Source organism: Luteitalea sp. TBR-22, assembly GCF_016865485.1.
GTDB lineage: Bacteria > Acidobacteriota > Vicinamibacteria > Vicinamibacterales > Vicinamibacteraceae > Luteitalea.
Window position 1 is genome coordinate 5,294,787 of record NZ_AP024452.1, and the last position, 14,270, is coordinate 5,309,056.

8 protein-coding genes are annotated in these 14,270 nt (G+C 69.5%); 1 reads left to right on the forward strand and 7 read right to left on the reverse strand.

Features of this window, described 5'->3' with window-relative positions; genetic code table 11:
- Window positions 1-14: 14 nt before the first annotated feature.
- From TBR22_RS21980 to TBR22_RS22010, 7 genes are all read right to left on the reverse strand, one after another.
- Complete coding sequence (locus TBR22_RS21980; protein ID WP_239489978.1) at window positions 15-3,212, reverse strand: TonB-dependent receptor; 3,198 nt, start codon at window positions 3,210-3,212, stop codon at window positions 15-17.
- Between the two features lie 157 nt (window positions 3,213-3,369).
- A complete protein-coding gene (locus tag TBR22_RS21985; RefSeq protein WP_239489979.1) occupies window positions 3,370-4,911 on the reverse strand; it encodes a serine protease in 1,542 nt (513 codons plus the stop codon).
- On the reverse strand, window positions 4,908-5,678 hold the full coding sequence (locus TBR22_RS21990; RefSeq protein WP_239489980.1) for a hypothetical protein: 771 nt from the start codon (window positions 5,676-5,678) through the stop codon (window positions 4,908-4,910). The genes TBR22_RS21985 and TBR22_RS21990 overlap by 4 nt, the downstream gene beginning before the upstream one ends.
- A gap of 257 nt (window positions 5,679-5,935) precedes the next feature.
- Entirely contained in the window at window positions 5,936-8,704 is a 2,769-nt protein-coding gene (locus TBR22_RS21995) for a vitamin B12-dependent ribonucleotide reductase (RefSeq protein WP_239489981.1), read from the reverse strand.
- A 771-nt stretch (window positions 8,705-9,475) separates the two neighbouring features.
- Window positions 9,476-10,087: a hypothetical protein gene (locus TBR22_RS22000; protein ID WP_239489982.1), complete on the reverse strand. Its 612-nt coding sequence runs from the start codon at window positions 10,085-10,087 to the stop codon at window positions 9,476-9,478.
- A gap of 13 nt (window positions 10,088-10,100) precedes the next feature.
- Entirely contained in the window at window positions 10,101-11,939 is a 1,839-nt protein-coding gene (locus TBR22_RS22005) for an ATP-binding protein (RefSeq protein WP_239489983.1), read from the reverse strand.
- A gap of 12 nt (window positions 11,940-11,951) precedes the next feature.
- Window positions 11,952-13,379 carry a sigma-54 dependent transcriptional regulator gene (locus TBR22_RS22010; protein ID WP_239489984.1) on the reverse strand — a complete coding sequence of 476 codons (1,428 nt, stop codon included), beginning with the start codon at window positions 13,377-13,379 and terminating at the stop codon, window positions 11,952-11,954.
- A 65-nt stretch (window positions 13,380-13,444) separates the two neighbouring features.
- Between TBR22_RS22010 and TBR22_RS22015 the strand changes: the two genes are divergently transcribed.
- Window positions 13,445-14,251 (forward strand): CPBP family intramembrane glutamic endopeptidase, encoded by an 807-nt coding sequence (locus tag TBR22_RS22015; RefSeq protein WP_239489985.1) that lies wholly within the window; start codon window positions 13,445-13,447, stop codon window positions 14,249-14,251.
- The last annotated feature ends 19 nt before the right edge of the window (window positions 14,252-14,270 follow it).

Here is a 14,270-nt window from a genome sequence, read left to right on the forward strand (position 1 = left end):
CGACTCCTTGGGAACTAGAACGTGAATCGTGCGGCGAGCTGGAACTGGCGCCGCGCATATGCCGACAGCGACTGCCCGAACGTCGGCCGGTCCACGAAGCTGTCGGGCAGTTGGAGGTTCGTGCGGTTGAGCAGGTTGAAGGCCTCGAGCCGGAGTTCGAGGACGCGGGTGAGGCCGAGCGACAGTCGCCGCGCGAGCACCGCGTCGACGCTGGCGTAGCCCGGCCCGATCAGGGTGTTGCGCCCGGCGTTGCCGTAGGTGTACTGCGGCGCCACGACGAACGATCGGCCCTGATACGACACGACGGTCGCGCCGGCCGGCGGGGTCGTGCCGGTCACCTCGTTGGGCCGGTCGTAGGCGAACGTGCCCCCGCCCGTGTTGCCGCTGTTGCTGTTGTCGTAGCTGACGCGCGGCGTGAACGGCCGCCCGGACTGCACCGAGACGACGCCGCTCAGCAGCCAGCCGCGGCCGAGGGCGCCGGCGCCGAGGTCGGGCAGCAGCCACGAGCCGGTGAACACGGCGCGATGCCGCACGTCGAAGTCCGACAGGCTCCACTCGGCGGCGAGGTTGCGGCTGTCCTGCGGTGTGTTGTCGTTGCCGTCGGTGGCCAGGAACGCCGACTGGTCGTCCATCGACTTGGACCAGGTGTACGAGCCGCGGAAGGTGAAGCGGCTGCCGGCGCGACGCACCGCCCCGACCTGCAATGCGTGGTAATCGGAGGTGGCGCCGGACTCCACCATGAGGATGTCGCCGTACTGCGGCAGCGGGCGGCGCGGCGGGAAGGGGCCGGGGCCGGGTGCGGCCTGATTGATGTTCCGCTTGCGGACCAACTGGTTCCCGAACGAGCCCACGTACCGCGCGTCGACGGTGGTCTTCGCCCACGCGTGCTCCACGCCGAGGCTGGCCTGGTGCGCGTACGCAGTGCGCATGTGCTGATCGAGCGAGTTGTAGGTCGGCGTCGTGCCGATCGCCTGACCGGGAAACGGGTTGTCGAGCGTGAGCAGCCGCTGCTGCGACGGGAAGTAGAGCCCGATGCCGAAGTACGGCGGGTTGAAGTACAGCGCCGAGGTCTCGATCAGCGTGCCGACGTTGTAGAAGATGCCGTAGCCGCCCTGCAGCATGGTGGTACCCATGCCTGTCAGGTCGTAGTTGACGCCGATGCGCGGCGCGAAGTTGTTCAGGTCGGAGGCGATGCCCGAGCGCGGAATCCCGTTGGTCCCCACCTGGACGATCTGCTGGGTGTCCTGGTCGAAGATGCGCATGCGGTCGTCGGCATCGACCGGTGGCGCGTTGAACTCGTATCGCAGGCCGGCGTTGACCGTGAGCCGCGACGAGAGCCGCCAGTCGTCCTGCACGAAGCCGTTGATCGACCAGGTGCGCAGTTTCTGCGGGTTGTCGTTGGTGCCCAGCAGCGACAGCGTCGGGTACCCGAGCAGCAGGTCGGCCATCGGGTTGCCGCTGATGGCGCCGGCGAAGGTCACCTGTCCGCGCGCGAACAGGTGGTTGAGGCCGTCCGACTGGTAGTGGCGGAACTCGCCGCCCGCCTTCAGGTGGTGCCGCCCGACCTGCGCGGTGAACGTGTCGGCGAGGTGGATGGTGCGCGTGCTGCGCAGCACCGGCAGGTTCGGGTCGTCGCCGAGCGTCTCGTAGCCGCTGACGACGAAGGCCGGGTAGCCCATGTCGACGGCCGGCAGCGACGGTCCGGTGATGCCGAGCGCGCCGTACGCGTCGTATCCCGCGTTGGTGGGCAGGCTGTCGCGCTTCAGCGCGTTGACGCCGACGCGGAACTCGTTGACCACCCGGCTCGAGATCGCCTGGTTGAAGCCGGCGGCGAGGTTGTGCCCCTGATCGAGGACCGACGTGCCGAAACCGGGCAGGTTCCGCGCCCGCGCCGGGTACGGCAGGTCGCGGTCCTCGCGCCCGAACGTGTAGCGCACGTGGAAGGGCTTGTCCTGCCAGCCGTGGTGATCGGTCTTGATCGTGAACTGGATGGCGTCGCGCGCGCCTTCGGGCGAGTCGACGTGGTTGGCCGACCCGTAGTTGCTCGTGTTGGCCCGGGGGTACAGATCGGCGACGGCCCGACCCGCCGCGCTGATCCGCGACGCGGGAATCACGTTGCCGGGGAACGGGCGCTGCGTGAACGGGTCGATGATCGGCCGCGACAGCGCCGAGAAGTCGCCGGCGCGCTCGGCGTCGGTGGGCACGCGCGCGAGCCGCGTGTCGGCTTCGTTGGCCTGGATCGCCTCGACGTTGAAGAAGTAGAAGGACGGCAGCCGCCCGAAGGGACCGCCGATCGTGCCGCCGAACTGGTGCTTGCCCAGCGACGGCTTGTCGGTGCCCTCGGGCAGGAAGGCCGGCCGCGCATCGAGGGCCTCGTCGCGGAAGTACTCGTAGGCCGACCCGCGCACGGTGCGCGTGCCGGACTTGATCACGACGTTGACCTGCGCGCCGGCGCTGCGGCCGTGCTCGGCGTCGTACGTGCTCTGCAGCATCGACACCTCCTTCACGGCGTCGAGGCTGGGGTTCACGACGAGGCGATTGAGGAAGAGGTCGTTGTTGTCGACGCCGTCGAGCAGGAAGTTGTTGGCGGCCTCGCGCGAGCCGCTGTTGTTGAGGCCGGTGTTGCCCTGCGTGGAGAGCCGCGAACCCGGCGCCGGCGGCGCCACGCCGGGAGCCTGGAACGTGAACTGGATCACGTCGCGCTCGGAGACCGGCACGGTGACCAGCGTCTCGCCCTCGAACACCTCGCCCACGGCACCGCTGCCGGCGCGCAGCGTGGTGAGATCGGCACTGACGACGACCTGCTCGGTCACCGCCCCCGGCTGCAGCACCACGGCGACCGTGCCGCGCACGCCCGCCTGCACGGCGATGTCGCGGACCACTTCCGTCTTGAAGCCGTCGCGACCGGCCTGCAGCGTGTAGGTGCCTGCCGTCAGTAGCGGGATCACCAGCAGTCCGGACGAAGACGTGGTGCCCTCGCGCATGAGCTGCGTCTGCTGATCGGTGAGCGTGATCGTGACGTCGGGCACCGAGGCGCCGCCCTGGTCGCGGACCTCCACGAACAAGGTGGCCGCCATCGTCTGGGCACGCACGGTCGGCGGAAACACCGCCAGCAGCGACGCCAGCAGCGCCAGGGCCACGCCCCGGCGCAACGACAGGAATCTGGAAAGGGAGTACTCGGGCACGTTCAGGATGTCGGCGCGACACGCCACCGGTCCGTCACGCCGGGACGCACGCGCGGTCCAGCAGGCCGCACGACCAAAGGGCGTGGCGCCGACGACGCGCCACCTTCGCCAACCGCAGACGTTCGACACTATCACGGTCCACGACCGGATTGCCCCGCCCGCTGCGGACCCCGGGCGAGCGCTCCTACATCAGCAATCTTTCGACCAGCGCCCCCTCGTTCATCGCCGCGTCGTAGGGAATCGCGCAGAAGGTGAACGGCCCGTCCTTCCGCTGCAGCGTGATGAAGGGAATGAAGCTCGGCCGGTAGTCGGCCCCGTCGGCGCAGGACGTCCTGCCGGCCGGACCGTACTTGTAGCGATAGCCGGCCACCTCCGGCTCCTGCGTCAGGAACTCGACGAACCAGCCGTCGGTCGATTCGCGGATCGACAGCGGCGGCGTGATCCGCGGGGGCACGGTGTCGATGCGCACCTTGACGACCGTCGGGAACGCCACCGATTGCCAGCCGCTGCTCCAGCGCTCGTCCGGACCGGCAAGGATGCACAGGTACCAGGTGCCGTCGCGGGTCGGTAGGGGATCGTCGATGACGGGCGCGACCAGGGTACGGCGCGGCGGCCCGTAGCCGCGCAGGTCACGACATTCCTGGCCGGGCGTGGCGACGACCTTGTAGCGGTGGTACGGCAGGTCCAGCCGATCGGCGAGCACGACGTCCCAGCGCGTGCGCACGCGACCAATGGGCGAGGACGCCAGAGTGGGGTTGAGGGCGCCGAGTTGCGAGGGCGTGGCGCCGATCTGCCGGCCGGGATCGAGGGGACACCCGTGCCCCGCCAGGTCGAACCGCCCGGCATCGTCGAAGCAGCGGCCGAGGCGGACCAACGGCGTGGCGTACGACATCTCCTGGAGGCCGACGGGATCGGCGCTGCCCTGCGGCTCGCAGGGATGATCGAGCGCGCAGGCCGTGTAGGGCGCGCGGCCGCCTTGCGTGGTCGTGTTGAGCAGGCCGATGACGTGGCCGCTGACGCGCGAGATCACCGGCGACCCCGACGAGCCCGGGGCGACCCCGCGACAGGCGAGGCGCATGAAGTCGTACCAGTGCCAGACGTACTCCTGGACCACCGGGGCATGCCCCTCGAGATCGCAGGCCGCGAGGCGGAGGTACGCCTTCGAGGAATCCTGCTGCAGCGGCGCGCCGACGGTCACCACCGGCTCGGTATCGGCGGGCAGTCGCTCGGCCGGGCGCCAACCCGCGAGCCCCTGCCTGGCCAGGTCGGCGTAGCGCGCCTCGAGCTCGAGCACCGCGATGTCCTGCCCCTTCATCGAGGCGTAGACCACGCGGGACACGGGCACGATCACCTGCGACGCTCGCGTGTCGACGAAGTAGTCGAAGGTCACGGTGTGCCGCGACACTGGCCTGTCTGGCAGCACCTCGTTGGGCCCGGGGAAGTCGGAGCAGTGGCCGTTGGTGGCGACGTACGCCGGCGCGTCGCCCGGATCCTCGCCGTCGGGGATGACATCGAGCAGCACCCCCGAACACGACGCGCGGCCGTTGTAGCGGACGACGCTCGCGTAGGCGTTCTGCCCGTCGGCGTTGGACAGGAGCACCGCATCCCCGCCGGCCACCGCGCCGTAGGTCGGCACGCCGCGACTGCCGTGGAGGACGAGACCGAGGAGGACGCAGGCCGACGCGGTGGCCGTCACCTGCAGCCGGCGCACGCCGCGGTGCGTCACGGGACGATCCTGAAGCCGAACGTCACGCCCCAATCCTGCCCGCGATCCTCATCGGACCCCAGGCCGAACGTCGGCCCCGCGTAGGTGCTGACGCGGTCGAGGAGCATCCAGCCGACCTCGCCGCTGAGGTCGCCGTAGCGCCGGTCGTACCGGCTGTCGATCACGTACCGGGCGCGGCCCGACACCCATGTCCGTTCGGTCGTGCGCCAGACGATCGACGCGCCGGCCGTCGTGTCCTCCACCTCGAAGGCGTACTGGTCGCCGCCGACACTCTTGCGATACGAGACGAACGGCGCCACCAGCGCGCGCGGCGAGAACCGGAACACGAACTGCGCCGTCGGCGCGAGCGTGTTCGTGCCGAGCCCGACCGCATCGGAGGTCGCGGTGTCCCACGTGGTACGGAACGCGACGAGCAGCCCGCCACGCCGGGTGAGCCACGGCGTCCACTCCACGTCGGCGCCGATGTCGGACAGTCCGCCTTCGGTCAGGCCCGTGAGGTTGCTGAACCCGATGGGGACGGTGCCGACCACCCGGAGGCGCCGCGCCATCAGCGGCACGGCATGCCGGTAGGACGTGGTGTCGACGTAGAAGTCCTCGAGCGTGGCGTACACGTTGCGCACGTCCACCTGCTGCTGGAGGTTGAGCGGGTCGGTGCCAGTCTTGTCCGAGGTGGGCGGCTGGTAGGGCGAGGCGCCGAACAGGCCCTGCGCCGAGGCGGGGCCGGCCAGGCCGAGGACGAGCAGGAGGCTGGCAAGCGAGGAGCGCATCCTGCCATCAATAACACGTTGGCAATCTGGAATTCGACATCCGGAATGCGCGAGCCCGGGACTTCGGCGCGGCACGGCGAAGTGCCCGGCCTGACAGGGTCGAGGTTGTGGGCAGCGCCGGAATCGCCGGCCTGGTGCGCCGAGGAGTCCTGGAAACAGCAAAAGGGGCGAGAGCCGCCAGGCCCTCGCCCCCGTGAAACCACACCTGCTCGTGCCGCCCGTCGACGTCGCTCAGGGCTGGCCCGACCAGCGGATGCTCAGCCGCACCCGCTCGTCGTGCCGCAGTTGGCGCACTTGTAGCAGGCGCCGGCGCGCACCATGATCGAGCCGCACGTCGTGCAGGGCGGCGCGTCTTCCTGGTTCTGCATCGACGCGAACTCGGTGCGTGGCGCCGCGGCCGCGATCGTCGCGTCGACGGCCGCCTGGGCCGGCGCGTCGACGGCCGCGAGCGTCGGGTCCGGCATGTTGACGCCGGCGCGGAAACGCGCTTCCGGCGACAGGAACTTGGTCGCCATCCACCGGAACACGTAGTCGACGATCGACTTGGCGAACCGGACCTCGGGGTTGCGCGTCATGCCCGACGGCTCGAAGCGCGCGTGGCTGAACTTGTCCACCAGCACCTGCAGCGGCACGCCGTACTGCAGCGCATAGGAGATCGCCTGCGCGAAGGCGTCGGCAAAGCCCGAGATCGTCGAGCCTTCCTTGGCCATCACGAGGAAGATCTCGCCGGGCTGGCCGTCCTCGAACAGGCCGACGGTGATGTAACCCTCGTGGCCCGCGATGTCGAAGCGGTGGGTGATCGACGGGCGCTCGTCGGGCAGGCGGCGTCGCACCGGCTGCGGCACGCCCGAGGTCGCGACGGCTGCATCGACCTGCTTGTCCTTTGACGTGTTGAGCGGCTGGGTGCGCTTGCTGCCGTCGCGGTAGATGGACACGGCCTTGGCGCCCAGGCGCCACGACTGGACGTAGGCCTCCTGAATCTCCTCGACCGTGGCGTCCTTCGGGACGTTGACCGTCTTGCTGATCGCGCCCGAGATGAAGGGCTGCACGGCGCCCATCATCTTGATGTGGCCCATGTAGTGGATCGAGCGATCCCCCTTGAGGGCCTTGAAGGCGCAGTCGAACACGGCGAGGTCGTCGGCCTTCAGGTGCGGCGCGCCCTCGATCGTCTCGTGCTCGTCGATGTAGGCGACGATCTCCTTGATCTGCTGCGGGGCGTAGCCGAGCTTCTCGAGCGCCATCGGCACGGTGCCGTTGACGATCTTCATCAGGCCGCCGCCAACCAGTTTCTTGTACTTGACGAGCGCGATGTCGGGCTCGACGCCCGTCGTGTCGCAATCCATCATGAAGCCGATGGTGCCGGTCGGCGCGAGCACGGTGGCCTGCGCGTTGCGGAAGCCGTACTGCTCGCCGACCTCGATGGCATCGTCCCAGGCGGCGCGCGCCGCCTCGAACAGATCCTTGGGCACGTTGGTGCGGTCGATGCCCTTGATCGCGGCGCGGTGCTTGCGCATGACGCGCAGGAACGGCTCGCGGTTCTTCTCGTAGCCCTCGAAGGGGCCGCCGTGGTCGCGCGCGATGCGCGCCGACTGGGCGTAGGCCTCGCCGGTCATCACCGCGGTGATGGCGGCGGCCATGTCGCGGCCGGCGTCGCTGTCGTACGGCAGGCCGCGCGACATCAGCAGCGCACCGAGGTTGGCGTAGCCGAGGCCGAGCGGGCGGTAGGCGATGCTGTTGCGCTCGATCGCCTTGGTCGGGTAGCTGGCGTTGTCGACGATGATCTCCTGCGCGGTGATCAGCGTGCGGCACGCGGCGCGGAAACCCTCGACGTCGAACTCGCCGTGCTCGTCGACGAACTTCATCAGGTTGATCGACGCCAGGTTGCACGCCGAGTCGTCGAGGAACATGTACTCCGAGCACGGGTTGCTCGCATTGATGCGGGCCGTGTTCGGGCAGGTGTGCCAGTCGTTGACCGTCGTGTCGAACTGCATGCCCGGGTCGCCGCAGATGTGCGTCGCCTCGGCGATCTGGTGCATCAGGTCGCGCGCCTTGTAGGTCGCCATCGGCGCCCCGTCGCGGACCGCACGCGTCGTCCAGTCCTTGTCGTCGAGCACCGCGCGCATGAAGTCGTCGGTCACGCGCACGCTGTTGTTGCTGTTCTGGAAGAAGACCGACGCGTACGCCGGGCCCGTGAACGAGCCGTCGTACCCCGCGTCGATGAGGGCCCAGGCCTTCTTCTCCTCCTCGACCTTGCAGTTGATGAACTCGACGATGTCGGGGTGCTCGGCGTTGAGGATCACCATCTTGGCGGCGCGGCGCGTCTTGCCGCCCGACTTGATGACGCCCGCGAACGCGTCGAAGCCCTTCATGAACGACACCGGCCCGGAGGCCGTGCCGCCACCCGCGAGCAGCTCCTGCGACGAGCGGATCGCCGACAGGTTCGAGCCCGTGCCGGACCCGTACTTGAAGAGCATCCCCTCGGTCTTGGCCAGGGTCAGGATCGACTCCATCGTGTCCTGCACGGCGTTGATGAAGCAGGCCGAGCACTGCGGATGGGGCTCGATGCCGCAGTTGAACCAGACCGGGCTGTTGAAGGCCGCCTTCTGGAACACGAGCAGGTGCTTCAGGTCGTCGCTGAAGGCCTGCAGGTCGTCCTCGCTGGCGAAGTACTTCTGCTTGCGGGCCCAGCCGGTGATCGTGTCGACGACGCGGCCGATCAGCTGACGCACCGAGCGCTCACGCTCCGGCGTGCCGATGGTGCCGCGGAAGTACTTGGAGACCACGATGTTGGTCGCCTGCTGCGACCACGACTTCGGAATCTCCACGTCGCGCTGCTCGAACACGACGTTGCCCTTCTCGTTGCCGATGACCGCCGAGCGGGTCTCCCACTCGATGGCATCGAACGGATCGATCCCGTCCTTCGTGAAGGTCCTCGGGAACTCCAGACCGGTGACCGGCCGTCCCTCAACGGGGGCAGTCGACGGGCTCAGGACGCTCTCGACCGACTGTGCAGACCCTGCCTGCATTCCTTCCTCCATGCAGCCGGCGCGGACCCGCCCCGGGTCGGCACCAGCGATATCTCTGTCTACGCCTCGGACCGAACACGTCGAACCGTCCCCACACCGCGGTCGATCACGCGCAAGCCCACCATCGTGAGGAGCATGCCCAGGGGCATGTCGGGCGCGGACATCGAACCAGTGTGGGAGGCGTGATCCGTCCTGCGGCGTAGCCTTCGAACACTTCGTTCGCAGGCCCGTCGCTCCGAGTGGCTGGGTGCTCTCGGGTGGAGCGGACTTCGGCGCTTCGGACAGCCACTATGCGCCGCGGCTCGAGGGTTGTCAACGGGAATTTACACCACATCTTGTGCCCGCTCGACTGACCACACCCAATATACAGGCGAGTGACCCAAACTCTCGCAACGCCTTCCAGTGCCGCCACTTACGGGCAGCCTGCCCTCCAGGTCGAGTTGGCAGGAGCTTTGCGCATGGCCGTTTTTCGACGAGCGCGCCACAGAGTGTGTGGCTGGGCGGAGCGGCAGACACAATCCCTTGTGGGTTGCGCCGCAACTGCCTATCGGAAGGAAGGGAGGAGCGGGAAGCCGGGTGCGTCCGGCCTCCCGCGGGGTGCTGCGGGTCTCAGGAGGAGTTGTGCTCCGTGCGGAGCGAGGTACCTTCCTCCATAGCAAACGGAATGCCGCGATGCGGAAGGCCGAAAGTGGCGGGCTTTCACCACTCCCACAGGCCCGTGGGTCGCCCGGCCACAGTCAACGGCTGACCAGATGTTGGCAATTGCTGCAACTAGCGGCTGAGCCCCTTGGCGAGCGTCTCGGCCTTGTCGGCCAGGTAGGAGGCCAGCACGAAGTTGCGCTCGGTGAGCGCCTGCTTGGCCTGCACCACGAAGCGCCGCGCCGTCTCGTGCTGCTGCCGCGCCTGCGCTCCGAGGGTCTTCTGGTCGACGCGGTCGAGCAGCCCCGACGCCCGGGCGAGCACTTCCTGCGTGCGGCGTTCCGCGTTGGACTCGTCGGCGGTCTGCGGCGTTCGCAGCAAGGGCGCGGGCGCGGCAGGGGGTTCGGGCGTCGCGACGGGCGCTGCCGCCTCCACGGCGCCCTCGGCCCTGGCCGGCTCGGCAGGCCGCGGGGACTCGGCTCGCGTCGACGATCCACGCGCGGTGCGCTGCGGACGCGCCGCCGGCGCGGGACGCTCCACCGTGGAGGCCTCGGTCGGGGCGACCGGCTCGGGCGGCGTGGAGATGACCCGCGGCGGGGCGGGCGGTACGTCGAGCGCCAGGTCCACGGGCGCGGCGGCTGGCCTGGGCCTGGCGCAGCCCGGCGCCACGGCCAGCACGCACGCCACCACGCCCCAGACGAGCGGGGCGAGATGGCAACGATGAGCACGGCCGGGCTGAAGCATCGGGATCCCCATCCTACGCGTGTGGCAGCCGCATGCGGAACGTCGAGCCTCGTCCGGGCGTCGACTCCACCTCGATCGTGCCGTCGTGCAGTTGCACCGTGCGGTACACCATCGAGAGGCCGATTCCACTCCCCTGCTCGCGGGTCGTGAAGTACAGGTCGAAGATGCGCCCGAGGTGCTCCGGCTTGATGCCGACGCCGGTGTCGGCGATCTCGATCTGCACCTGCTGCTCGTCGACGGGCCGGGCCCGCAGCGACAGCCGGCCTCCCGCCGGCATCGCGTCGATGGCATTGAGCGCGAGGTTGAGCAACGCCTGCCGCACCATCGCGCGATCGACCTGCACGGCCACCGCGTCGGTGCCCTCGACTTCGACGTCGATGCCCTGCTGACCGGCCTGCGGGCGCACGACGTCGACGATGTCCTGCAGCAGGGCGAGCACGCCGACCGGCTCGAGCTGCAGTTCCTCGGGCCGGCTGAAACGCAGGAAGCCCTGCACCACGTGGTCGAGCCGCCGGATCTCGTCGCCGATGATCGACACGTGACTCATCAAGGCCTCGGTCGGGGCGGGCTCCGTGGGCGGCGCCCCACCTGCCGCGACGGCAATCGGCGCCCGCCGCCCGAGCTTCTGGCGCAACAGCTCGAGGTGGATCGTCATCGCGTTCAGCGGGTTCTTCACCTCGTGCGCCACGCCGGCCAGCAGCCGGTTGAGCGAGGCCAGCTTCCTGGAGTACCGCAACATGGTCTGCAGCTGCGAGAGCGCGCCGACGTTGCGCGCCACCAGCATCACGCCGACCAGCCCGCGCGCCGGATCGGCGATCGGGTGCGCCATCAGCTGCTGCTGGCTTCGCCCCTCGCCGTGCGCGGCCGGCAGGTCTGCCATCTCGGGCCCGCGCGAGGCCCTCAGGCTGAGCGCCTGCTCGACAATCTGCCGACACGGATGCGACGCGGCGACGGTGGCGGCCAGCGCCTGTCCGGGCTCGATGGCCGGCAGCAGCGCCTTCATCGCGGCGTTGGCGAAGACGACCTCGCCGTGCGGGCCGACGATCGCCACCGCGTCCTCCAGTCGCTCGACCACCGACTCGGCGCGCCGCGCCTGTTCCACGAGCTGGGACCGGATCGTGGACACCGACTGGCTGAGCGCGTTGAAGGAGGTGCCGAGGTCCTTGAAGTCCTCGTCGGGCAGATCGAGGCGGACGTCCTCCTCACCCTGCCCGAGTCGGGCGATGCCGCTCTGCAGCACGTGGATGGGTCGCAGGAAGCGACGCGCCATCAGCCACGACACGGCCGTGGCGAGCACGATGGCGGCGGCGGCCACGGCGGCAATCGGCTTGAGCGCCTGCTTGAGCCCGGCCCAGATCAGGACCGTCGATACGCCGATGCGAATCGACCCGAACCGCTCGTCGCCGAGCAGCAGCGGCTGCGTGACCTCGTAGTTGCGCTGCTCCCACACGCCGCGCAACTGCGTGTACGGCCCGCCGGCGAGCAACTGCTCGAGCGAGGCCTGCGGCGGCACCAGCGTGCCCTCGAGGGTGGGCGAGCTGTGCACGAGCGCCTTGTCGTCGACGTCGGTGATCGTGGCGTAGGTGACGTTCTCGGCAAAGCCGATGGCCGACAGCAGGATCGCGCGCAGGCCGGCGTCGGCCTGCAGGTCGGCGGCGGCGGTCTCGCGGCTGCGCACGAGGGTGAATGCCCGCTGGTAGGTGGCGTTGGCGAGCATGCGCCCGCGCAGCTCGCTCTCGGCGAGCAGGGTGTGCGCCTGGGCCGCGAGGTAGACCAGGCTCAGCGCGATCACCGTCAGCGCGACGATGCACGTGACGCCGAGCGCCTGCCGTGTCTGGTAGCTCAGACGCATGCGTGTGAGGCGTCAGTCGGAGGCGCCGTCGCGCCCCCTCGCGCGATTGAGCTTGTTGTGCAGGGTCTTGAGGCTGATGCCGAGCAGCTCGGCGGCGCGCGTCTTGTTGAAGCCGGTGTGCGCGAGGGTGATCTCGATCAGGCGCATCTCGGCCTCGTCGACCGTGGTGCCGGGCGTGATCGTGATCTGGTGCTGCTCGGCCGCGCTGGCCGGCGGCATCGACAGCTCGGGCGGCAACTGCGCCGGCTCGATGAACTCGCCCGGCGAGAGGATCGTTGCGCGCTCGATGACGTTGCGGAGCTCGCGGATGTTGCCGGGCCAGTGGTACTGCTCGAGCAGCGCCATCGCGTCCTGCGATACGGCCTTGACGTGCTTGCCGTTGCGGCCGCTGAACTCGCCGATGAACGACTGCACCAGCAGCGGGATGTCCTCGCGCCGCTGCCGCAGCGGCGGCAGCTCGATCGAGAAGACGTTGAGGCGGTAGTACAGATCCTCGCGGAGCTTGCCGCGCTGCACGGCGTCGAGCGGGTTGACGTTGGTGGCGGCGATGATGCGGACGTCGACGTTCTGCTCGGTGCGACCGCCGAGCCGCCGGAAGGTGCGCTCCTGCAGCACGCGCAGCAGCTTGACCTGCGTGACCGGCACCATCTCCGCGATCTCGTCGAGGAACAGCGTGCCGCGATGGGCGAGCTCGAAGCAGCCGAGGCGACGCTCGACCGCGCCGGTGAACGCGCCCTTCTCATGGCCGAAGATCTCGCTCTCGAGGAGCGTCTCGGGAATGGCCGCGCAGTTGATCGCGATGTAGGGCTGGTGCACGCGATCGCTGAGCTGGTGGATCGTCTGCGCCACCAGCTCCTTGCCCGTGCCCGACTCGCCCCAGATGAGGACCGACGCGCCGGTCGGCGCGGCCTGCTCGATGGTGCGATACAGCTTCCGGATCGCCGGCGTGTTGCCGATGATGCGCCCGAAGCTGCCCTTGTCGCGCAGCTGTCGGCGCAGGACCCGCACCTCGCGGCGGGTCTCCTGCCGCTCGACGGCCTTGGCCAGCAGGATCTGGAGGCGATGTGGATCGACCGGCTTGGTGAGGTAGTCGTACGCGCCGTCGCGAATCGCCTCGACGGCGGTCTCGACCGTGCCCTGCGCGGTGAGGATCACCACGCACAGATCGGTGAGCTGGTCCTGCAGCGCGCGCAGCAGGCCGAGACCATCCAGCCGCGGCATCACCAGATCGGTGAGCACGATGCCGGGCCGGAACGTCGTGATCTTCTGCAGCGCCTCCTCGCCGTCGGAGGCATCCTCTGCCACGTAGCCCCAGGCCCGAATCAGCTCGGTCAGGCCGATGCGCGCGGCGCGGTCGTCCTCGACGACGAGGACGCGTTCGCCGGCCGGCAGGTCCTGCGTGGCATCGGGCTGGCTGGAGGGTTCGATCGCACTGGACACACGGCATCCTTTCGAAAAAGCCGAGGTGGCAACACGGCGCGTTTCCACAGCGTAACATCTACATGGTGAGCAACCCGGACACGCTCGACGCCGCGCCTCAGCCTTACGACGGCCCCGAGCCTGTGACGGTCGAGGTGGCTCCGGAGCCGTCACCGCTGCCACGCGCCCCCGTGCAATCGTTGCTGGAGGTCGTGCTGTGCTCGGGTTTCCCGACGCAGTTGCTGATCGGTGGCCTGCTGCTCCTGCTGGGCCTGCGCATCACGCCCGGCGCCGCCCTCCCCTACCACTTCATCGTCGCCGTCTCGCTGATCGACACCGTCGTGCTGGTTGGGCTGGTGATCCTGTTCCTGCGGGCACGCGGCGAGGACCCGCGCGCCGTGCTGCTCGGCCACGTCCCCGTGTGGCCCGAGGTGCGACGGGGCGTGCTGTACCTCCCGCTGGTGTTCGCGCTGGTCATCGCGCTCGGGGGGCTGATTCGCACGCTCATGCCCTGGCTGCACGACGTGCCGGAGAACCCGCTGCAGATGATGCTGACCTCGCCGATGCGCGTGGTGACCTTCGCGCTGGTGGTGGTGCTGGCCGGCGGGGTGCGGGAGGAGGTGCAGCGCGCCTTCATCCTGCACCGGTTCGATCAGGACCTCGGCGGGGTGGTGCTCGGCCTGGTGCTCTTCAGCGTGGCGTTCGGCGCCGGCCATTTCGGCCAGGGCAGCGACGCTGCGGTCATCACCGGCGTGCTCGGCCTGCTGTGGGGCATCATCACGCTGGCGCGCCGCAGCCTGATCGCCTCGGCGGTCTCGCACGCCCTCTTCAACCTCGTACAGGTGGGGCTGTATCAGTACGCCTCACGGCACGGGCTGCTGCCGCCGACCTAGGGCCGGGCAGCCCGGCCTG

Excerpts from the sequence above, each read along its gene's own strand:
- TBR22_RS21990 (WP_239489980.1), bottom strand. The coding sequence starts at position 5,678 with ATGCGCTCCTCGCTTGCCAGCCTCCTGCTCGTCCTCGGCCTGGCCGGC.
- TBR22_RS21995 (WP_239489981.1), bottom strand. The coding sequence starts at position 8,704 with ATGCAGGCAGGGTCTGCACAGTCGGTCGAGAGCGTCCTGAGCCCGTCG.
- TBR22_RS22000 (WP_239489982.1), bottom strand. The coding sequence starts at position 10,087 with ATGCTTCAGCCCGGCCGTGCTCATCGTTGCCATCTCGCCCCGCTCGTC.
- TBR22_RS22005 (WP_239489983.1), bottom strand. The coding sequence starts at position 11,939 with ATGCGTCTGAGCTACCAGACACGGCAGGCGCTCGGCGTCACGTGCATC.